Here is a 21,803-nt window from a genome sequence, read left to right on the forward strand (position 1 = left end):
CTATAAAAAGATTTAAATATTATTAAAAAAGTTATGTTTTTTAATTGGTTATGACTATCTTTATATTAGGCGATCGGTTTAATCATTAAATTGATAACTAAACAAAACACTTTCGAAGCTAAGGAGAAAGGGTGGAATCATTAAAAGTAAATCATTATATGAATCGGCGGCCTGTTACATTCACCGATGAAATGCCTGTCGCTGAGGCGGTTGAACGCCTTTTAACAGGCAAGCAATCTGGTGGGGCAGTGCTCAATCCTCGCAACAAAGTAGTCGGATTCTTGTCGGAAAAAGACTGTATTGCTCGTATGATTACCTCGAGTTATTACCGAGAGCAAGTAGCCCGTGTAAAAGACATTATGAAAACCGATGTTTTGGCGGTGAAATCCTATGATTCGATTATTGAAGTGGCGCAACGCTTTTTGAATGAAGGCACTAAATTGTATCCTGTAGTTGACGATGATGGTTATTTTATCGGCACCATAAGTCGTGCTGATGTCCTTTATGCTATCGATGTGCAACTGCGAGATGGATATAAACGAGCTTAAAACCGTTTTATAGCTCACTTTGCTGGAAATTTGTTGGCGTTTCTTCTAGGATCCGTTGCGTTTTAAAGCATCGAATTTTTTGAGAATATATTGTCCAATAATCAAAATACAGCCGTTCCAAATCGCGAGGAGCTGCAAAAGCAGTTACAAGATTGCCTTGGTAGTGATATTTTTCGACTTCAAAAACGATTGAATCGTTTAGTTTCAGGCAAAAGTAATGACTCTCAGTGGCAAGCAATTGCTACTGCCATTGAGGAGTCCAAACGCGTTCGCCAGTTCAAATTGCAGAATATTCCGGATATAGAGTATCCAGATTTGCCGGTGAGCGAACATAAAGATGCGATTAGTGATGCTATTGCTAATCATCAAGTTGTTATTATTGCTGGCGAAACAGGGTCGGGGAAAACCACCCAGATACCTAAGATTTGTCTACAACTCGGTCGCGGAGTAGATGGCCTTATTGGTCATACTCAACCAAGGCGCTTAGCTGCCAGAACTGTTGCCGGACGTATCGCCGAGGAGTTGGGGACGACTGTCGGTGAAAAAGTTGGATTTAAAGTACGTTTTTCTGATCAGGTTGGTGATGATACTTACATCAAGTTAATGACGGATGGTATTTTACTTGCTGAAATGCAAGCGGATAGGTTTTTAAGTAAATACGATACATTAATCATTGATGAAGCTCATGAGCGCAGTCTAAACATAGATTTTATTTTGGGGTATTTGAAACAATTATTACCCAAACGCCCTGAACTCAAATTAATCATAACTTCAGCCACTATCGACCCTGAGCGTTTCTCAAAACACTTTAACAATGCCCCTATTATCCAAGTTAGCGGACGTAGTTACCCAGTTGAAATACGCTATAACCCACTTCAAGACAATGATGAAGACAGTGATCAAATTCAAGGAATTATCCAAGCCGTTGATGAATTAAGTCGCGAAAAGCGAGGGGATATCCTGGTTTTTCTAAGTGGTGAGCGAGAAATTCGAGACACTGCTGACGCCCTGAGTAAACAGAATTACAAAGCCACAGAAATACTGCCTCTTTATGCTCGACTATCGGTGGCGGAACAAAATCGCATATTCCAATCTCATGGCAATCGTCGAATAGTGCTGGCGACAAATGTGGCTGAAACCTCGTTGACTGTGCCTGGTATCAAATATGTGATTGATCCCGGATTTGCAAGATTGTCTCGCTACAGTTACCGAAGCAAGGTACAAAGATTACCAATTGAAGCCATTTCTCAAGCCTCTGCTAATCAACGTGCTGGTCGGTGTGGTCGAGTCTCCGAAGGGATTTGTATTCGTTTATATTCAGAAGACGATTTTAATGGGCGTCCGGAGTTCACCGATCCGGAAATTCTTAGAACCAATCTAGCATCCGTCATTTTGCAAATGCTATCGTTAAAGCTCGGAGATATACAAGATTTTCCATTTGTTCAGCCTCCAGATAATCGGTTTATCAACGATGGATTTCGTCTCTTAGAAGAGCTCACTGCGGTTGAAAAGCGTCACGGTAAATTGAGTTTGACCGAGACTGGGCGTCAAATTGCAAAGTTACCAGTAGACCCTCGTTACGCTAGAATGGTAGTCGAAGCAGGTCACAATAATTGTGTATCTGAGTTAATCATCATTGCTGCAGGCTTGAGTATTCAAGACCCAAGAGAGCGACCACAAGATAAACGTGCAGCGGCGGATCAACAACATGAGAAGTATGCAGATAAGCAGTCTGATTTTGTTGCTCTGTTAAATTTATGGCAAGACTTCAAATTACAACAAAAAGAGTTAACCGCGAATCAATTGCGTAAGTGGTGTCGCACACATTTTATTAATTATCTTAGAATGCGTGAGTGGCAAGATGTCGTCAGCCAACTTAAAAAATCCATAGTCGAAGTTGGTTTTCGGTTAAATAAACAAGAAGCTGATTTTGATGATGTTCATAAAGCTATCCTCTCTGGGCTTTTATCTCATATTGGTTTTAAAGATAAAGAACGAGAATTTGAGGGGGCTAGGGGATCTAAGTTTTTAATCTTCCCTGGCTCAAACTTATCGAAAAAACCACCTAAATGGACAATGGTCGCTGAACTGGTGGAAACCTCCCGATTATTTGGGCGTGTTGCCGCTAAAATTGAACCTGAATGGATAGAGCCCCTAGCTAAACATTTGACCAAGTATCAATATAGTGAACCTGTCTGGTCGAAAAAACGTGGGGCAGTGCAAGCACTGGAAAAAGTGCTACTGTTTGGCTTGACTATAGTAAGCAATCGACATGTTAATTTTAGTCAAATAGATCCTGATATCAGTCGTGAAATTTTTATTAGAGAAGCATTAGTGAATGCGGATACAAAGTTGTCTTACAACTTTATTCACTATAACCAATCGTTAATCGAGGACATACAATTACTCGAAGAAAAATCCCGCCGTCGCGACGTATTAGTCGATGAACAAGAGTTGGTGGCATTTTACGAACAAACTATTCCAAAGCATGTGTGTAGCGAAAGCGGCTTCAAAAAATGGTGGAACAAAGCTGAGTCTAGTGTTCAAGAAAGTTTGAAGTACGATCCTGAGCAACTAAAAAAACACCAAGCGGAACAAGTTAATGAGCTCAACTTCCCTGATAGTTGGCAGCAAAATAATTTAAATCTGAAATTAACCTATTGTTTTGAACCCAATCAAATTGATGATGGTGTTAGCTTAATCATTCCATTACCGATTTTAAATCAGCTTGAAGAAAATGGCTTCGACTGGCTTATTCCTGGGTTTCGCCATGAATTAATTGTGACATTAATTAAATCGCTCCCCAAACGGTTAAGGCGTAATTTTGTGCCTGCTCCTAATTTTGCCGATGCTTGTATGTTAGATATGCAGTCAAAAGATAATAAAGGCCATCCATTGCCATTTTTGACCGCGTTAAGCAAAAAACTACTAAAAATGACCGGGGTGAATGTTGCTGAAGAAGAATGGCAATGGCAGTCGTTGCCTAATCATTTAAAGTTCAATTTCAAAGTGGTCGATGGCAAGGGAAATTTACTTAAACAGGGGCGTGATTTACACGTTCTCAAATATGGTTTGCAAGAAAAGATAAGTAGCACCTTAAAACAGGCGGCTTCTCCAGAAATTGAAAAAAGCGGACTAACTCAGTGGGATTTTACAGCGCTTGAAGAAGAATATATCGATAACTCTCAGGGGTACGAAGTAAAGGCCTATCCGGCATTAGTGGATGATAAAAAGAGTGTCGCCATTAAGTTGTTCGAAAGCCCCGAAAAGGCATTAAACATGCATCGACAAGGTCTTCGACGTTTAATCATGTTGAACATTCCATCGCCGCTAAGTTATCTAAAAGAAAAACTACCAAATAAAGCTAAGTTGGGTTTGTACTTTAATCCTTTTGGGCAAATACAAGCGCTAATTAACGATTGTATCGAGGCCGGAGTAGATCACCTGATAACGCGTTTTGAGAGTGATAATAATGTGCAAATCCGTTCACCCGAGGTGTTTAATCAAGCTCGAGATTACGTCAGAAAAGATATCAATGATGTAGTCTTGGATATTGCCAAAAAAGTGGAAGTCGGTTTAACCCAAGCTCATCAGGTCCAAAAGAAATTAAAAGGTAATGTAGCGCTTAATATGATTAGTGCCCATGGGGATATAAAACAACATTTGAATTCTTTGGTTTTCCCTGGTTTTATCACGCAATTTGGTATTGAGAAAATTGACGATTGGAATCGCTATATCAAAGGTATTGTTAGGCGTTTGGAAAAATTACCGATAGATCCTAACAAAGACCGGTTGCACCAGCTTAATATCGAAAAAGTGCAATCTCGATTTAATGCCGCATTGAGCAAAATACCAGACGGTAAACCCGTGCCTGCTGACTTAGCATTTGTTCGCTGGATGATAGAAGAGTTGCGTATTTCCTTTTTTGCTCAGCAACTTGGTACACCGATGCCGATTTCTATGAAGCGCATTGAAAACCAATTGCTATCATTTTAAACGATGTTCGTTGACTTTATAGCAGATGCACCCTATAAAAGTGATAGGTGTTTATAGTTAGGATGAGGTAAAAGATGTTGGGATACGATGACAAGCGAAACTTTTTTCGGATGATGTTGAACTCACCCTGTGAGTTGACAGTTCACGATGACGAATCGACTCGTTCTATGCCTGCAGTTTGCAAGGACATTAGTGCCACAGGCATGTCTTTTGAAGTTGAGGAAGAGTCTGTTGAAATAGGAACACTTGTTGACGTCGCGATTGAATCGACCAGCAGTCAAATACCTTCTCTAAGTGCTAAAGCGAAAGTTGTTCGCTGTGATAGCAGCACAGATAGTAGTTGTATTATTGGTGTTGAAATCATCGAAATGAATTAACAAGCATTTTGGCTAAACGACCAAGCAGCATAATGTACTTGGTCTTTTAGCTATTTATATTGCAAATTTAGTTAACTTACTCTGCAAACCAACCCTTTTAAATAAAAACCCTCTGGGTAATTACTGGCAACTGGATGATCGGGAGCTTGCCCTAATCTTTCCAAAAAATGTACGGTTTTATTCGCATCTAAAGCAGCATCTGCCACCACTTTTTGAAATAAATCGGAAGACAAAAGTCCTGAACAGCTGAAGGTTAACAGTATGCCGCCCGGATTGAGAATTTTCATTGCCAGCATATTAATGTCTTTATATCCTCGGCAGGCTCTATTTAAAGATGCTTTAGAGTCAACAAATTTAGGTGGGTCAAGCACGATCATGTCGAAGGTTGTGCCATTGTCACGATATTCCCTCAAGGCTTCAAACACGTCTTTTTTAACGAAACTCGCTTTAGATATATTTAGCTTATTTATTTCAAGATTACGCTTGGCTGTTGCTAACGCATTTTCAGATACATCCATATTGACTACGCTATTAGCACCACCTTTGAGGGCGTAACAGGCAAATGTTCCAGTATAACTAAAACAATTTAATACACTCTTATTGTCAGCATAACTTCCGGCAATGGCGCGGTTATCTCGTTGATCTAGATAAAACCCAGTTTTATGTCCTTGAATGAGGTCGACAATGATTTTTACCCCATTTTCTTCAATAATGACCTCATCGGGTACATCACCATGTAAGGTTTGAACAAGTTCTGGCAAGCCTTCCTTTGCTCTAACTGCTACATCACTGCGTTCTAAAATACTGCAATCAGGAAAGCGTTTGTTTAATGCCCAAACTATTTTTTTGCGGTGCTTTTCAGCACCAGCTGAGAGTAATTGGCAGACGATAACATTGGCATATTTATCGATAGTGATACCCGGCAAACCGTCGGATTCAGCCGCGACTATTCGATATCCGGTTAAACCGTGTTTTAATACAATTGACTCTCTCAATGCTATCGCTTGATCTAGTTTTCGCAAAAAGAAACCGTTGTCGACCACTTCTTGGCGATCAAATGTCCAAACCCGCAATTGGATCTGCGACTCAGTAGACCATGCTCCTTTGGCAAGAAATTCACCTTCACCACTGAATATATCTACGGTGTCGCCATTACGAACAACGCCTTTGTGTTCTTTGATAGCACTGTTAAATATCCACGGATGTCTACGTAATAAAGATTTTTCCCGGCCGGGGTGTAGAATGACAGATGCACTCATAAAAATTCCAAAATTGACTAATTTTGAGATTGTACAGCAGTCACTATATGATAGCTAAATTCGATTCTATTTTTTACATATGGAGTAATTTTTGAACAGTCAACAGAGCATGACATTTGTGGATTTTGAAAAAGGTGAGTCACCGAAGTCCCTTAAAATGAATAGCACTACTATCCCCACAATTGAATCAAACGAAGTGTTAGTTAAAGTTAATGCTTTTGGCGTAAATAGAGCTGACACTTTGCAACGCCAAGGAAAATATCCACCGCCTAAAGGTGAAAGTGAAATTTTAGGTTTGGAAATTGCCGGTGTTGTGGTGGCTGTGGGTAGTAATGTCACAACGGTAAAAGAAGGTGAGCGGGTATTTGGATTAGTGGCAGGCGGCGGTTATGCGCAATACGCCAAAATTCTGAGTGACCATGTGTTTAAAACCCCTGACAACTTAAGTTGTGCTGAAGCGGCGGGCATTGCTGAAGTCTTTTTAACGGCTTATCAAAGTCTTTGTGATATTGGTCAACTTAAACAAGGTCAGTCTGCATTAATCCATGCTGGCGCAAGTGGAGTAGGACTTGCTGCAATTCAACTGGCTTATTTGATCGGTGCCAGCATTGCGGTAACTGCGTCTTCTCCTGAAAAGTTACAAGTCTGCGCTGATTTAGGTGCAGGTACATTAGTTAACTATCAGCAGCAAGACTTTGCCGATGCGTTATCGTCTACGGGGTTTAAAGCCGATGTGGTTATCGACTTTATCGGCGCTGAATACACTAATCGCAGTTTGAAAGTGCTAAATATGGATGGCTGTATTATTCAGTTAGCCATGCTAAATGGTCGCTTTGGCGATAACTTGGATATGGGCTTATTGTTAGGTAAGCGAGCAAAAATCCAAGGGTCTACTCTCAGAAATCGCAGCGATGAGTATAAAACGAAGTTAATTACGGAGTTTAGCCAAAGATTTTTAGACGAATTTAAGACTGGAAAATTGAAGCCTGTAATTGATACCGTTTATGCCGTTGAGAAGATTACTGAGGCGCATACTCGAATGGAAGACAATGACACTATTGGCAAATTAATTTGTACTTGGTAGCAGGGGACGGCCCCTGCTTCTTAGACAATTCGCATTAGGTTATTGAAAACCGCTGTCTTCCAGTAAATTCGAGGATTCGGCAGCGGTTCTGGCTAACACATCACAGCGTTCGTTTTCTGGGTGTCCTGAGTGTCCCTTGACCCATTCCCACTTTATCGTATGTTTTTGCGCTTGCTCATCAAGTCTCTTCCATAAATCTGCATTTTTAACTGGTTTTTTGTCTGACGTGCGCCAGCCATTTTTCTTCCAGTTTTTTATCCATTGATTTATGCCGTTTTTAACATACTGACTATCGGTAGTGAGCGTCACCTGACAAGGCTCTGTGAGGGTGTTCAAGGCTTCGATTGCGGCTAATAGCTCCATACGGTTATTCGTTGTATGCTTAAAGCCTTGGCTTATTTCTTTATCATGCTGATTAAACTTAAGAACTGCACCGTAACCGCCAGGGCCAGGATTACCAAGACAAGAGCCATCTGTATAAATTGTAATATGCTTCATGGAAATATTCGTGATTTAAAGTTACAGGCAAGTATAATGATTGCTACTACTAATTCCACTTGAGTTGATATAAATGCGTCAAATCGTTTTAGATACGGAAACTACCGGTATCGATCCTAAACAGGGTCACAGGGTAATTGAAATAGGTTGTGTTGAGCTCGTTAACCGTAAACTTACCGGCAACCATTTTCATGTGTACATAAATCCAGAACGTATTGTAGAAGCAGAAGCCATAGAAGTTCACGGTATAACGAATGAATTTCTCGCAGATAAACCCAAATTTAGAGAAATATGCCAAGGCTTCGTTGATTTTATTCGTGGTGCCCAGTTAGTTATTCATAATGCGCCTTTTGATATCGGCTTTATGGATCATGAATTTCAGTTGATGAATGCTATCAACCCAATTAAAAGCAGAGAAATCTGTACTGTTCTGGATACCTTAGCCTTGGCCAGAGAGTTACATCCAGGGCAAAAAAATAATTTGGATGCTCTTTGTAAGCGCTATGGAATAGATAATTCCCATCGTGAATTGCACGGCGCTTTGCTGGATTCAGAAATTCTGGCTGATGTTTATTTGTTGATGACCGGCGGGCAAACAGATTTAAATTTAAGTGGCAATAAAGCAAATGAAAATAACAATAACAATGCAAACATCATTCAACGTCTAGATCCAAACCGAAAACCATTCAAGGTTATTCAAGCATCTGCCGATGAATTAGAACAACATCAAGCACGTTTAAAACTTGTAGAGGACAGCAGTGGTTCTTGTATCTGGCGTCAGCCAAATTAAGTTAATCGGTCATTGGACAGCAATTGTATTGCTGTCACTTTTTAGCATAACTCAAATTTATGCCCAAACCCCTGCGGCAGAAAATCAGCAACCACTTCATGAATTAGGTGATCAATATCACAATAGTATAAAGCTATTGCAAAATCGCTTCCGGATAGATTACCAAGTAGATGAAATCACAATGGTATTTTTTCGTGAATTTGGCAGCGCTCCTGTTGTTCTTGTAAAACCCGATGGCTCAAAAATATTTGAAGCGGACGCCGATGGCGAGAATATTTTTTGGTATGACGCGGCGACTTATGATCTGGTCAACATCAAAAATCCCACTCCCGGTCCATGGCAGGCTGTAGGGCAAATATTGCCTGATAGCCGAGTGATGGTGATAACCGATATTGAACTTCACGCAAAACCGCTTCCTGATGTGCTATTTTCAGGGGAAATCTTAAAGCAAAGCGCGCAATTAACCAATGGCGGTGAACCTATTGACAGCACTGAATTTCGCGATGTTGTTTCCTTGGAAATCAAATTTGTAAGTACAAATAATCCCAACTACAATAATTTTGGTGCTGAAGTCGCGACTATTGCGACCTTTGAAGATAATGGTCGCGGTATGGATGAAACGCCGCTAGACGGAGTCTTTACTGGACAATTTAATTTATCGGTAGCCAACGGTGAGTGGACACCGGTGTTTGTGGTAAATACCCCCATGCTCACCAGAGAACAGGTTGATCCGCCGCTGATGCTTTATCCAAATCCAATAAAGATTAGTATGATCGAAGATGGAGGAGGGGATGGATATCACAAATTGGTGATTGATGCTGAGCGAGAATACGTAGATATGAATTCGCTGTTGATTGATGGCAAAGTACGTTTCCCAAATGGTGATGTACAAAACTTTTCATTAACAGAACAAACGCCAAATGCACGAGAATATTTAATTGTTAATTATGAGTCTGGCGTCTACCGCATCAAACTAACTGCTTATGGCAATACCAAAAGTGGTCGGGACTTCATCTTAGATGTACCAGAGTATACATATTTAGTAGAAGAACCTGAGGTGGTAATTGAGCCGCAAATGCAAACGACTGGGGCTGATGGTCAAAATAATATTGATGCAAGCTCACAGTTAGAACAATCTCCGCCATCTAGTCAACCAGAGCCTGAAGAACAGCAAATGTCACAATTGATGTTCTGGGGGCTAATTATCGGAATTAATTTCATCATCATTGTTATTGGCTGTGTGACTTTGTGGTTATATTTAAAACCGCCTAAAAAACCGAAAGACCCAGAAAACACCCAAGTTGAAAGTCAAAAAGTCGGTATGCTTAATAAAATTAAAAATAAGTTTTCGAAGAAAAACGTTCAACAGCCAGAAATTACTCCAAACAAGGAGAATAGTGAAGAAAGCGGAATTATCGATCTTTCTATTCCCAAAAAGGATTAAACCAATAAATGCGTTATCGCCGTAGGTCGATAAATGGCGTGTAATTATTGAGCAACTTCGACACTTTTGCACAAAATTAAAACAAATAGATGGATAAGGTTAGGATATACGAAAAAACTGGTTGACTCGCCAATAGTGAACCCTTATTATCTGCGCCGCGGTTGACTAGGGGGTTATACAAAACTAGTTAACAGCGCTTCAATAGGTCAGCGGAGTGGTAGTTCAGTTGGTTAGAATACCGGCCTGTCACGCCGGGGGTCGCGGGTTCGAGTCCCGTCCACTCCGCCAACATATTGAAGAAAATTTGCGAATGGAGTGGTAGTTCAGTTGGTTAGAATACCGGCCTGTCACGCCGGGGGTCGCGGGTTCGAGTCCCGTCCACTCCGCCAGCAAATTTGTTCTGTTTTAAAATGCGGAGTGGTAGTTCAGTTGGTTAGAATACCGGCCTGTCACGCCGGGGGTCGCGGGTTCGAGTCCCGTCCACTCCGCCATTTAAAACAACACTAGACATCTAGTTACAATCACATCTAAGCACAATTACACCTAAGAACAATCCTTTCTAATATTAAATCCGTTTTAGTCTCAAATCCTTTTAGCAACAACATTACTTACCAGTCTGTTAGTTAAATTATTTGCTGCTTGATAATAACTTCTTCTTTGCTTTTAAGTATTTTGCCTTGTGTAATAGCTGTTTCAACACAAATCATGGTTTCATAGCTATCCGGCTGCATGTCTTTCATCCTTAGGCAGTTATCTTTCCAAGGGTTCCAAACTACAATACTGTCGTGTCCTGTTGAACGTACGCTGATATGATGGCCATTGTTGATTTCAACCAATACCGCTGGATGTAAATGGACACGATCGGTTTCTTCTTTTATTCGGTAGGTTTCTGGTGTTTCAAATTGTTCATAGTTTTGAGTTTTGTCTAAATAGGGACCGCTTAATCCGGCTAGCGTTACCCCATCAATATCGTCCACACTAAAATACGTATGTAGTGCACACCCAAGATGAATATCTTCAGCGTCCATGTTGCGTGTAATCAATTCTAGCACCAAGGTTTTACCCACAGTAACCTTGAGTTTTAAAGTGGTTTTAAATGCCCATCCAGGCCCTTGTGTGGATTTGGGCGTCAATACCAATTGTGTACCCTGGTCATTTTCTTCGGCTGAGTCCAAAGACCAAATTTGGTTGCGGACAAATCCATGAGCGGGCAGGTCATCTCTATTTTGTTTATGCCCATCGCCAAACCAAGGCCAGCATACTGGAATCCCACCTCGTATTGCTGTTTTGTTATCAAATATCGCAGCGTCGCTGACCCAAAGTCTGTCTATATTATCTGTTTTGGGAATGTAACTTAGAATATGCCCACCAAATAAAGAAATTGTCGCTTTCGCAAAATCATTGTTGATTTCCAATATATCGTTCTCACCTCTTTTACTGGTGGAGATACTAGATGGTGTGTTCATACTCAAATACCTATTTTAAACATTGTAATTATTAATACCCTTGGGATGGGTAATAATATGATCTATAAGAATTATTAACTAAAGTAGATTGGAATAACATAAAAAAAGCGACCATAAGGTCGCTTTATTACGTTTAAAAATTTTATTAAACTTATTTACTGATGTGAGCCACTAAATCAAGCACTTTATTGGAGTAGCCAATTTCATTGTCGTACCATGAAACGACTTTTACAAAAGTGTCGGTTAGAGCAATACCGGCTTTAGCATCAAAAATAGATGTTCTAACATCGCCAATAAAGTCTTGCGATACCACTGCATCTTCGGTGTAACCTAAAATTCCGGCTAGTTCACCTTCAGAAGCTTCTTTCATTGCGGCACAAATTTCATCGTAAGTAGCTGGCTTTTCTAAATTAACTGTCAAATCAACTACTGAAACATCAGCCACTGGTACTCTAAATGCCATTCCGGTCAATTTACCGTTCAATGCAGGAATTACTTTCCCCACTGCTTTAGCAGCACCAGTTGAAGATGGGATAATATTTTGACTTGCACCACGTCCGCCACGCCAATCTTTGTGCGATGGACCGTCTACCGTTTTTTGCGTAGCTGTTGTTGCGTGAACAGTGGTCATTAGACCGTCAACAATACCAAACTTATCATTCAGTACTTTTGCTAATGGCGCTAAACAATTGGTTGTACAAGAGGCGTTAGAAACAATGTCCTGACCTGCGTATGTCTCATGATTAACACCCATAACAAACATAGGAGTCGCATCTTTAGACGGTGCAGAAAAGACCACTTTTTTAGCGCCGGCTTGTATATGTTTACGTCCAGTTTCATCGGTAAGGAATAAACCTGTACATTCCACTACCACATCAACATCCGCTTCATTCCATTTAAGGTCAGCAGGATCACGCTCTGAAGTTACGCGTACTGTATTGCCATTTACGACTAGATGACCGTCAACTACTTCAACAGTGCCATTAAATTTTCCGTGCGTAGAATCATACTGAAGCATATAAGCCATATAATCAGGATCTAGAAGATCATTTATTGCTACAACTTCAATATCAGAGCGTTCGCATGCAGCTCTAAATACAAACCGTCCAATTCGGCCAAAGCCATTAATTCCAATTTTGATTGCCATGAAGGTTCCTCAATTTCACATTTGGTTGTAAGATAATTACAAAAATTATGGATCATAATTGCCTATAAGGCAAAAAAAACCCTGAAATTTGTTGTTTTATTACGATATATTCACTGCAAACGTATTCAATAACGATTTATTAACATTATGACGGATAATGTAGACACCATCATAACAGAGTCTGTGGGGTAAAATTAGTACCTTGTTGGTCTGTTAACTTCATATAGACTTGAGAAACGAAGTTCTATTTAATAGTCTTTGAAGATCAATGAATAGGGATTTAATCAAGCATGATGGTGAGTCTTTAAATTCGCTACTTAGGTAGTAAATGAAAAAATTGACAATATATCAACGCACATTTACCACTTATTAAGTAAAATTTCAGTTTTATATGAGACGAGGCTATTCTTAAAACTCGTCAAAGTACTATATTAATAGGACACAAAGCGGCATGACTTCTCCTCTTATCGACAAGCTTGTAGATATAAAAGGTGTAGAATCGAACTACATTGATGCATGGGGCAAACCCGAAATAGTTAAACAACAAAGTAAACGCAAATTATTGAGCGCCATGGGTTACCAAGTTGATGACGAGGAATCGTTAATCGCTCAGGTAGAAACAGAGTTTCAACAAATTTGGATGTCTCCACTTAATCCAGTTCAAGTAAATCGTGATACGGATGAGTTATTTATTACGGTTAGGCTTCCAATAGAATTAGTTAATGATGACTTTGTCATCGCCATCGACTGTGAAGACAAAAGTACATTACAACAAAAGTTTGTACCTATAGATGGTGATTTAATCAACGCGACTATTATTGAAGATATAGAGTTTCAAGAATACCTAATTAAACTAAATCATTCTTTACCACTAGGTTACCATCAACTCAAACTGTTGGCGGATGACGGTGATCAGATTGCAGCAATGCGAATGATAATGGCACCTTCTTCTTGTTATCATCCTCAATCGATTCTAGATGGCCGCAAAGTCTGGGGGTTAAGCGTACAGCTTTACTGCCTTCGAAGCGAAAATAACTGGGGCGTTGGAGACTTCTCTGATTTGGCTCAATTGATTGCGTCTGCTGCTAAAAACGGTGCACAGTTTATTGGTTTGAATCCTATTCATGCACTTTATCCAGCAAATCCAGATGCGTGCAGCCCTTATGGACCTTCTTCCAGACGTTGGCTTAATTTTATATATCTAGATGTGACAGCTATTGATGGTTATAACTGTCCTGATGTACAAGAATTGGTGAATAATGCAGAATTTCAATCGCGCCTAGATCATGTGCGCAGTTTGGAATATGTGGATTACGAAGCGGTCACTCAATTAAAATTAGGTGCCCTTGAGCGTGTATTTGATAATCAAAATAGCCACTTTTTAAGTAAAAATACTAAGCAGAATAAAGCCTTTAAACAGTTTGTGAAAGAGGGGGGGGATAGTCTGCAAATGTTAGCCACATATGATGCTTTGCAAGAGCACTTGGCTAACCAAGGAAAACCCTCTTGGGGATGGCCTGTTTTTCCCAAAGAATATGCTGATTTTCAGTCGCCAGCGGTATCTAAATTTGTTAAAAAGAATGCAAAACGTGTCAAATTTTACTTGTTTTTGCAATGGCAAGCCGCGCTGCAACTAGAAGCAGCTAATCAAGTCGCAACACAAAATAACATGTCTATTGGTATTTATCGTGATTTGGCTGTTGGTGTGAGTGAAGGCAGCGCAGAGATATGGGGAAATAAAGATTTGTATTGCACAGATGCTAGCGTAGGCGCGCCGCCTGATGTGCTTGGTCCGTTAGGACAAAACTGGGGCTTGCCTCCAATGGATCCAGAGAAACTCTATCATCAGCAATATCAACCTATTATTGATTTGTTTGATTCAAATATGAGGTCTGCCGGAGCGTTAAGAATTGATCACGTGATGGCGTTACTTCGTTTGTGGTGGGTAGCAAAAGGTGACAATGCAAAAGATGGCGGCTATGTTTATTATCCTGTAGATGATTTATTAGGTATCTTAGCCCTTGAAAGCCAGCGTCATCAAAGTTTAGTCATTGGTGAGGACTTAGGAACCGTACCTGAAGAAATCCGCAGTAAATTAGCTGATAACGGTGTTTACTCTTACCGTGTGTTCTTTTTTGAACAAGCTAAAGACGGCGGTTTTTATTCTCCATCAGATTATCCGGTTCAATCTATGTCAACGTTAACCACCCATGATATGCCAACGTTGTCGGGATATTGGCATTGTCACGATTTAGAACTTGGCAAAGAACTGGGGTTGTATCCTACTGAGGAAATATTGTCGGGGCTGTATGCCAGTAGACACAGTAATAAGCAGCAAATCTTGAATAGTCTGCATGGACACCATGCCATTCCCGAATGGATGGATCGTCAAGTAGATCATCTTGGTATGAGCAAAGAGTTAAACTATGACATGCAGGTGCATATGGCAACTGGGTCTAGCGCATTACTCAGTTTGCAACTTGAAGACTGGTTACAAATGGATAAACCTGTCAACATACCTGGTATTTTCAAAGAATATCCAAACTGGAAGCGCAAACTAAATCAGGATTTAGAGCAAATATTCTCTGATCCCGATATTGTGCTTTTAGCGAAAAAGCTAACGAAGGCTAGAGACAACGCAAAGTAATTCTGTAATTATACTTTACTTAAACGGTTAAGGTTCTATATTTTGAACTGACGTTAACCCATAAGGCGAATCAATGTTAATAGAAGAAGAATTAAAGCAAGCTAATTGTACTGAACCATTTGAATTTTTAGGTAAAAAAACCATTGAAGAAATAACCCAATTTAATGTTTGGTTACCCGGAGCAAAAAATGTCAGTGTGTTTGACTTAGATTCTGGAAAAAACGTTGGCAAGCTAAAGCGAAAAAACAAAACAGATTTGTTTTGTGGTCAGTTTAAAAAGGTCAAAGAAGATTTGGTTTATGGTTTGAAAGTGGAAACTAAAGAAACTACCTATGACCTTATAGACCCTTATCAGTTTCAAGAACAAGCATTCCATGCGGTGCACTATGTTGATCATGCCCCTGAAAATGTGTATCAGCAATTGGGGGCACAGTTAATATCTTTAGACGTTGGACTGGATAAAAAAATAGAGGCAACTCGATTTGCGGTCTTTGCGCCTAACGCTAAGGCTGTATCTGTTATTGGTGATTTTAACTATTGGAATGGCAGTTGCCATCCGATGCAAAAAACGTCAATGGGTTATTGGGTTTTAATTATTCCAGGTTTATCTGCCGGCCAACGATATAAATATCAAATTAAAGATGCGAATGGCAATCAACTGCCTCACAAAGCTGATCCTGTGGGTTTTAGTGCTGAACAGTATCCATCTCACGCATCAATTATATTTAATCAAAATGATTATCAATGGAATGACGCTGAGTGGATAGAGCAATCAAAAGCAGATAAATACTTACAGCCAATGAGTATTTATGAGGTGCATCTAGGTTCCTGGAAGCGACCAACTGATCCAGATAAAACCTATTTAAGTTACCGCGAATTGGTCGATGACCTTATCCCTTATGTGAAAGACATGGGGTATACTCATCTGGAAGTATTGCCGATTTCTGAGTTTCCGTTCGATGGCTCTTGGGGATATCAACCTGTAGGCTTGTTTTCACCCACTAGTCGATTTGGCGATCCCGACGACTTTAAATTTTTCGTAGATAAATGCCATCAAAATGGTATTGGCATTATAATCGATTGGGTACCGGCGCATTTCCCCGAAGATGGTCACGGATTAGCTCGTTTCGATGGTACTCATGTTTACGAGTACGAAGATCCGCGTAAAGGCTGGCATCCAGATTGGAACTCTTGTATCTATGATTTTGGTAAAGATACAGTGCGTCAATTTTTGGTGGCCAACGCATTGTTTTGGATAGAGCATTTCCACATTGATGGACTGCGCGTAGATGCTGTAGCATCAATGTTGTACTTGGATTATTCCCGTAAAGACGGTGAATGGGTCCCCAATGTTGATGGTGGAAACGAAAATTACGAAGCGATCAGCTTTTTACAATGGATGAATAGAGCGGTTTATGAGAAGTTCCCTCGGGCAATGACCATCGCCGAAGAGTCGACTTCGTTTCCTAAAGTGTCTAAACCCGTATTCGAAGGTGGGTTAGGTTTTGGGTTTAAATGGAATATGGGGTGGATGCACGATTCGTTGCATTACATCAGTAAAGACCCTTCTTACCGACGTTATCATCATGGTGAAATAACCTTCAGTATGGTTTATTCCTTTAGTGAGAGCTTTGTTCTTCCTATCTCCCACGATGAAGTAGTGCATGGTAAAGGGGCATTACTAAGAAAGATGCCTGGAGATGAATGGCAGCAAGCCGCCAATCTAAGATGCTATGCTGGCTTTATGTATGCCCACCCAGGTAAAAAATTGAATTTTATGGGCAATGAAATTGGCCAAAGTTCTGAGTGGAATCATGACGCTTCATTGCAATGGGATTTGCTTAATTTTGATAAACACAAAGGCATTCAATCTTTGTATCGAGATCTAAATAACCTATATCGCACTTATCCAGCGCTATATGAAAGTGACCATGACCCTGATGGGTTCGCGTGGATCGATCATGGGAATGCTGAGCAATCTATGCTTTCGTTATTGAGAAAGTCTAAAAATGGGCAGCAAACGGTGATTGCGGTGAGTAACTTTACGCCAGTACCAAGGGATGAATTTAGAGTAGGGGTTCCTGAAGAAGGTGAATACCATTTAATACTTAATTCTGACGACAAAAAATATTGGGGTAGTGGTTACAAAGTACTTAAAAATGTACAATCCGAAGCGGTAAAATGGAATAATCAACCTTATTCTATTCGTATTAATATGCCTCCTTTGGCTACATTGATGTTACAGATAACAGAGTGAAAATTTGGCTAATTCAAAACAACATGGTTTTTCAGTAAGCGAAGGTGAATGCCTTCCTTTAGGTGCGACTTTAACAGAAACGGGCTGTAATTTTGCAGTCCACAGTCCAAATGCTCAACAAGTGTTGCTTTGTCTTTTTAAGCAAGACACTGAAGAACCAATAGAATATTTTGAATTGAAAGCAAAAACGGGTGAAGTATGGCACGGCCATATCGAAGGTGTTACAGCAGGCCAGTTATATGGCTATCGCACCCAAGGCGAGAACAAACCCTGTAATGGTAACTGTTTCCATCCAGAAAAATTATTGATCGATCCATACGCAAAGCAATTAAATCGCGCGCTACATTGGAACCGCAAAAAATATGAAGGTGATAGCGCGTTAATGATGCCCAAGTGTGTGGTTGTGGCTGATAATAATCCGCCTTTAACCGACGACCACCAAAGACCTCGCACTCCGTTGAGTGAAACTATCATATACGAAGCCCATGTTAAGGGCCTGACAAAACTCCATCCCGATGTTCCTGAAAACCTAAGAGGCACGTATCTTGGTGCTTGCCAACCAGCAATTATTCAGCATTTAAAAGAACTGGGGGTTACAGCCGTACAATTTTTACCTGTTATGGCGTTTATGCCAGAGCCTTATATTACTGAAAAGGGACTGACAAATTATTGGGGGTATAATCCAATTAATTATTTCTGCCCTGAGATGCGCTATGCCATTGATAACCCTATTGCTGAATTCAAAACCTTAGTGAACAAATACCACGAAGCGGGATTAGAGGTAATTTTGGACGTGGTATTTAATCACACCGCGGAAGGGGGCTTTGATGGCCAAATATTGTCGTTTAAGGGATTTGATAATGCGTCTTTTTATCTGTTTGAAAAAGATCAACACGATCTTAGGAATTTCGAGCATTACGTCAATTATTCTGGATGCGGCAATAGTGTCAATACGGCTTCACCTTATGTCATGAAGATGGCGATGGATGCATTGCGGTATTGGGTTAGTTATATGGGCGTGGATGGCTTTAGATTTGATTTGGCCGCTGGGTTAGGGCGAGATCCTTATGAATTTTCAAGCACTTCAGGTTTTTTAACCACATTGCGCCAAGATCCCATCTTAGCCGGCGTTAAGTTGATAGCTGAACCTTGGGATATTGGCCATGGTGGCTACCGTTTGGGAGAATTCCCTGCCAACTGGCAAGAAGTCAACGACAAGTTCAGAGATACGGTAAAAGGTTTTTGGCGAGGTGATGTCGGTTTAACCGGCGAATTTGCAACTCGCTTATTAGGGTCTAGAGATATTTTTCCAAAAGGTCGGCGCTCAATTCATTCGTCAGTGAATAATGTGACTTATCATGACGGATTTACGTTACATGATTTAGTTTGCTATTCGAGTCGGCATAACGAAGCCAATTTAGAAGATAACCGAGATGGTCATGGACATAACTTATCTGCTAATTACGGCGTTGAGGGGCCAACAAAGGACGAAAATATTATAGCTTTGCGCGAAAAACAAAAACGTAATTTATTCGCGACCTTAATACTTTCCCAAGGTATTCCCCATGTGCTAGGCGGCGATGAACTGAGCCGCACACAACAAGGGAATAATAACGCCTACTGTCAGGATAACGAAGTAAATTGGTCTCAGTGGCAATTAAACGAATTACAACAAGACTTTTTAGCATTCTGTAAACAAGTGATAGCATTGCGAAAAAGCAGCATTATTTTAACTGACTTGGCGTTAAAAGATGATGAGTATAACCTTCACCATAACGTTGATGAAGTAAACTGGTATCGACCGGATGGTGAAAATAAATTGGATTCTGATTGGCAAGATCCCCATAAACAATCTTTTGCAGTTGAATTGAAAGGATGCCCCAAACATACAGACGAACATTTGTTGATGATTTTTAATACCTACGATCATGATGTACGTTTTCAATTACCAAGCGGAATTTGGACCTTAGAACTTGATACGCGATACAAGAAGCCCTCGTTACAACCTAAAACCAAAATATCGAATGTATTCCTGCAAGCTTATCGAAGTGTTACTGTATTTAAACGAAGCTGTAATTAATCAGTATTAAGGTTTACTTTGGAGATAGTGATGAAATTAACCGATGAGCAATGGCGAGAAAAGTTAAGCGAAGAAGAGTATAGAGTATGCCGTCAAAAAGGCACTGAAAGACCCTTTACTGGTGAGTTGCTACATAATAAAGAGAGTGGGGACTATACCTGTACTTGTTGTGGCAGTATTCTTTTTTCTTCTGAAGACAAATTTGATTCAGGTTGTGGTTGGCCTTCATTTTCTGCCCATACTAAACACGATAATGTTGCATTTCATGAAGATAACACTTTGGGCATGCAGCGTATCGAAATAGTGTGCAAAAATTGTGATGCTCACCTAGGTCATGTTTTTCCAGATGGACCAGCACCTTCAGGGCAACGATATTGCGTTAATTCTATTTCCGTTAGGTTTTCCCCTGAAAAAGCGGAATAAATCGCAGTTTTTTAAAATAGTTAGAAATAATTTTTGTAATATTTTTACAGGAATTCCTAGCTAATTTCCTGCATAAGGCGTTGTTCTCCTTCATAACGGAAATTTATGAGGTAAAATTACATTCAATACCTGCTTTCATTACTATTTTGTCTAAAAATTGAAACTTTATACCAGTTTGGTGATATGCATAACTACCTTTAGAATACCCGCGTTTTTTGATGCTATTAACAAATTAGGGTAGTAAAGAATGAATCAGCAGTTTGAACAGGAACTCATGGGCAGTTGGCAAGAGCGTCAAGAATACGCTGAATTGATGCAGCCTGTACTTGGTAAATTATATCGTGACAGCGCTGTTGAAATCTCGATTTTTGGAAGACCTATGTTAGGTGCCAGCGCTATCGACATTATAAAATCTCACCGTAAAGTTAGACGTCATACAGGTGATAAACTTCGACTAAGAGAAAGTTGGCCAATTCTAGAAGAAATGAGCAAGCTTCAATTAGCACCTGCACACATTGATTTAGGTAAATTAGCTTACGCATATCATCACGATGATAAATTTAAAGATATGGACATCAAGTCCTACTTAGATGAACAGCTAGTTAGTATTGCAGGAAAGCAAGATAATCACCCAGTTCAAGACGTGGTTTTATACGGCTTTGGTCGAATTGGAAGACTGTTGGCTCGATTGCTTATTGAGCGTCAAGGTAAAAACAATAAGTTACGCCTAAAAGCCATTGTCGTTCGTGGCGGAAAAGACGGTGACTTAGAAAAGCGTGCCAGCTTACTACGCAGAGATTCTGTTCATGGTCCATTTAGTGGCAGCATAACAGTTGACCACGAACGCAATGCTATAAAAGCGAATGGTTCATTTATTCAAGTTATTTACGCAGACTCCCCAGACAGTGTTGATTACACTCAATTTGGTATAAAAGATGCCATTGTCATTGATAATACGGGTATTTGGCGTGACCGCGACGGTTTAGGTCTACACCTAAAAGCGAAAGGCACTAAAAAGGCTATTTTGACCGCACCAGGAAAAGGCGACGTTAAAAATATTGTTTACGGTGTAAACCATAGTGATATTACCAGCGACGATACTATTCTGTCGGCCGCTAGTTGTACAACTAACGCTATTACACCAGTATTAAAAGCCTTAGATGAGCAGTTTGGTATTGAAAACGGTCATGTTGAAACGGTTCACTCATTTACCAATGACCAAAACCTAATCGATAATTTCCACAAAGCAGAGCGACGTGGTCGCAGTGCAGCATTAAATATGGTTATTACGGAAACAGGCGCAGCAAAGGCCGTATCCAAAGCCTATCCGAAGTTAGAAGGTAAATTAACCGGCAACGCGATACGTGTACCAACGCCAAATGTATCTCTAGCTATTTTGAATTTAAATTTGAATAAGTCGACAGATAAAGAGGAAATGAATAATTTCTTGCGCGACCTTTCATTGTTTTCTTCATTGCAACACCAGGTAGATTTTACTTCATCTATTGAAATTGTATCTACTGACTTAGTTGGTTCACGAGCAGCATCAGTGGTTGATTCGCAAGCCACTATCGTTGCAGGTAATCGTGCTACCTTATATGTTTGGTATGATAATGAGTTTGGATATAGTTGTCAGGTTATGCGCGTAGTGCAAGCTATGGCAGGTTTAACTTACCCAACAATTCCAGCTTAAAAAATTAAATACACAGATTTGCCGTTTTGGTCAGAAAGTCCATTTGATTAGGGCGGCAAGCTGTTTTACTCGATATCCCCGCGCGAAATACTTC

The 21,803-nt window shown here is 40.2% G+C and carries 15 protein-coding genes and 3 tRNA genes; 14 read left to right on the top strand and 4 right to left on the bottom strand.

Annotated elements, in window-relative coordinates; translation table 11 throughout:
• The first annotated feature begins 131 nt into the window (after positions 1-131).
• The 3 genes from ABWV72_RS02170 (at position 132) to ABWV72_RS02180 (ending at position 4,921) form a co-directional block, all read left to right on the top strand.
• Positions 132-548, top strand: a complete 417-nt coding sequence (locus ABWV72_RS02170; RefSeq protein ID WP_216046450.1) for a CBS domain-containing protein — start codon at positions 132-134, stop codon at positions 546-548.
• Between the two features lie 90 nt (positions 549-638).
• Positions 639-4,544: an ATP-dependent RNA helicase HrpA gene (gene hrpA, locus ABWV72_RS02175; RefSeq protein WP_216046451.1), complete on the top strand. Its 3,906-nt coding sequence runs from the start codon at positions 639-641 to the stop codon at positions 4,542-4,544.
• A 74-nt stretch (positions 4,545-4,618) separates the two neighbouring features.
• On the top strand, positions 4,619-4,921 hold the full coding sequence (locus ABWV72_RS02180) for a PilZ domain-containing protein (protein ID WP_216046452.1): 303 nt from the start codon (positions 4,619-4,621) through the stop codon (positions 4,919-4,921).
• A 71-nt stretch (positions 4,922-4,992) separates the two neighbouring features.
• On the opposite strand, the gene ABWV72_RS02185 is transcribed toward ABWV72_RS02180, so the two are convergent.
• Complete coding sequence (locus tag ABWV72_RS02185) at positions 4,993-6,180, bottom strand: class I SAM-dependent methyltransferase (protein WP_353368477.1); 1,188 nt, start codon at positions 6,178-6,180, stop codon at positions 4,993-4,995.
• Positions 6,181-6,289: 109 nt separating this feature from the next.
• Here ABWV72_RS02185 and ABWV72_RS02190 point away from each other — a divergent pair, with 109 nt between their 5' ends.
• Positions 6,290-7,264 carry an NAD(P)H-quinone oxidoreductase gene (locus ABWV72_RS02190; RefSeq protein ID WP_353368652.1) on the top strand — a complete coding sequence of 325 codons (975 nt, stop codon included), beginning with the start codon at positions 6,290-6,292 and terminating at the stop codon, positions 7,262-7,264.
• Positions 7,265-7,303: 39 nt separating this feature from the next.
• On the opposite strand, the gene rnhA is transcribed toward ABWV72_RS02190, so the two are convergent.
• The gene (gene rnhA, locus ABWV72_RS02195) at positions 7,304-7,762 is read right to left on the bottom strand and encodes a ribonuclease HI (RefSeq protein WP_216046454.1); all 459 of its coding nucleotides are present in this window, start codon (positions 7,760-7,762) and stop codon (positions 7,304-7,306) included.
• A 73-nt stretch (positions 7,763-7,835) separates the two neighbouring features.
• Between rnhA and dnaQ the strand changes: the two genes are divergently transcribed.
• The 5 genes from dnaQ to ABWV72_RS02220 all read left to right on the top strand — a co-directional run bounded on the left by dnaQ (position 7,836) and on the right by ABWV72_RS02220 (position 10,487).
• On the top strand, positions 7,836-8,552 hold the full coding sequence (gene dnaQ / locus ABWV72_RS02200; RefSeq protein WP_216046455.1) for a DNA polymerase III subunit epsilon: 717 nt from the start codon (positions 7,836-7,838) through the stop codon (positions 8,550-8,552).
• Positions 8,553-8,583: 31 nt separating this feature from the next.
• Positions 8,584-9,996, top strand: a complete 1,413-nt coding sequence (locus ABWV72_RS02205) for a TIGR03503 family protein (RefSeq protein ID WP_502902109.1) — start codon at positions 8,584-8,586, stop codon at positions 9,994-9,996.
• Positions 9,997-10,207: 211 nt separating this feature from the next.
• Positions 10,208-10,284: transfer RNA gene (locus tag ABWV72_RS02210), tRNA-Asp, on the top strand.
• A gap of 24 nt (positions 10,285-10,308) precedes the next feature.
• A tRNA-Asp gene (locus ABWV72_RS02215) sits at positions 10,309-10,385 on the top strand.
• Positions 10,386-10,410: 25 nt separating this feature from the next.
• Positions 10,411-10,487 (top strand) — tRNA-Asp (locus ABWV72_RS02220).
• Between the two features lie 132 nt (positions 10,488-10,619).
• Here the strand turns inward: ABWV72_RS02220 and ABWV72_RS02225 are convergent.
• Both ABWV72_RS02225 and gap read right to left on the bottom strand, forming a co-directional pair.
• On the bottom strand, positions 10,620-11,462 hold the full coding sequence (locus ABWV72_RS02225) for a D-hexose-6-phosphate mutarotase (RefSeq protein WP_216046456.1): 843 nt from the start codon (positions 11,460-11,462) through the stop codon (positions 10,620-10,622).
• Positions 11,463-11,613: 151 nt separating this feature from the next.
• Positions 11,614-12,609: a type I glyceraldehyde-3-phosphate dehydrogenase gene (gene gap, locus ABWV72_RS02230; RefSeq protein ID WP_216046457.1), complete on the bottom strand. Its 996-nt coding sequence runs from the start codon at positions 12,607-12,609 to the stop codon at positions 11,614-11,616.
• A 451-nt stretch (positions 12,610-13,060) separates the two neighbouring features.
• Here gap and malQ point away from each other — a divergent pair, with 451 nt between their 5' ends.
• The 5 genes from malQ to ABWV72_RS02255 all read left to right on the top strand — a co-directional run bounded on the left by malQ (position 13,061) and on the right by ABWV72_RS02255 (position 21,709).
• Positions 13,061-15,256 carry a 4-alpha-glucanotransferase gene (malQ, locus tag ABWV72_RS02235; RefSeq protein WP_353368480.1) on the top strand — a complete coding sequence of 732 codons (2,196 nt, stop codon included), beginning with the start codon at positions 13,061-13,063 and terminating at the stop codon, positions 15,254-15,256.
• A gap of 73 nt (positions 15,257-15,329) precedes the next feature.
• Entirely contained in the window at positions 15,330-17,513 is a 2,184-nt protein-coding gene (gene glgB / locus ABWV72_RS02240) for a 1,4-alpha-glucan branching protein GlgB (protein WP_353368482.1), read from the top strand.
• 4 nt (positions 17,514-17,517) lie between these two features.
• Complete coding sequence (gene glgX, locus ABWV72_RS02245) at positions 17,518-19,593, top strand: glycogen debranching protein GlgX (protein WP_353368484.1); 2,076 nt, start codon at positions 17,518-17,520, stop codon at positions 19,591-19,593.
• A gap of 30 nt (positions 19,594-19,623) precedes the next feature.
• Positions 19,624-20,016, top strand: a complete 393-nt coding sequence (gene msrB, locus ABWV72_RS02250) for a peptide-methionine (R)-S-oxide reductase MsrB (RefSeq protein WP_353368486.1) — start codon at positions 19,624-19,626, stop codon at positions 20,014-20,016.
• 247 nt (positions 20,017-20,263) lie between these two features.
• On the top strand, positions 20,264-21,709 hold the full coding sequence (locus ABWV72_RS02255; protein WP_216046462.1) for a glyceraldehyde-3-phosphate dehydrogenase: 1,446 nt from the start codon (positions 20,264-20,266) through the stop codon (positions 21,707-21,709).
• The last annotated feature ends 94 nt before the right edge of the window (positions 21,710-21,803 follow it).

The organism is Aliiglaciecola sp. NS0011-25, assembly GCF_040370605.1.
In the GTDB taxonomy this organism is placed as follows: Bacteria; Pseudomonadota; Gammaproteobacteria; order Enterobacterales; family Alteromonadaceae; genus Aliiglaciecola; species Aliiglaciecola lipolytica_A.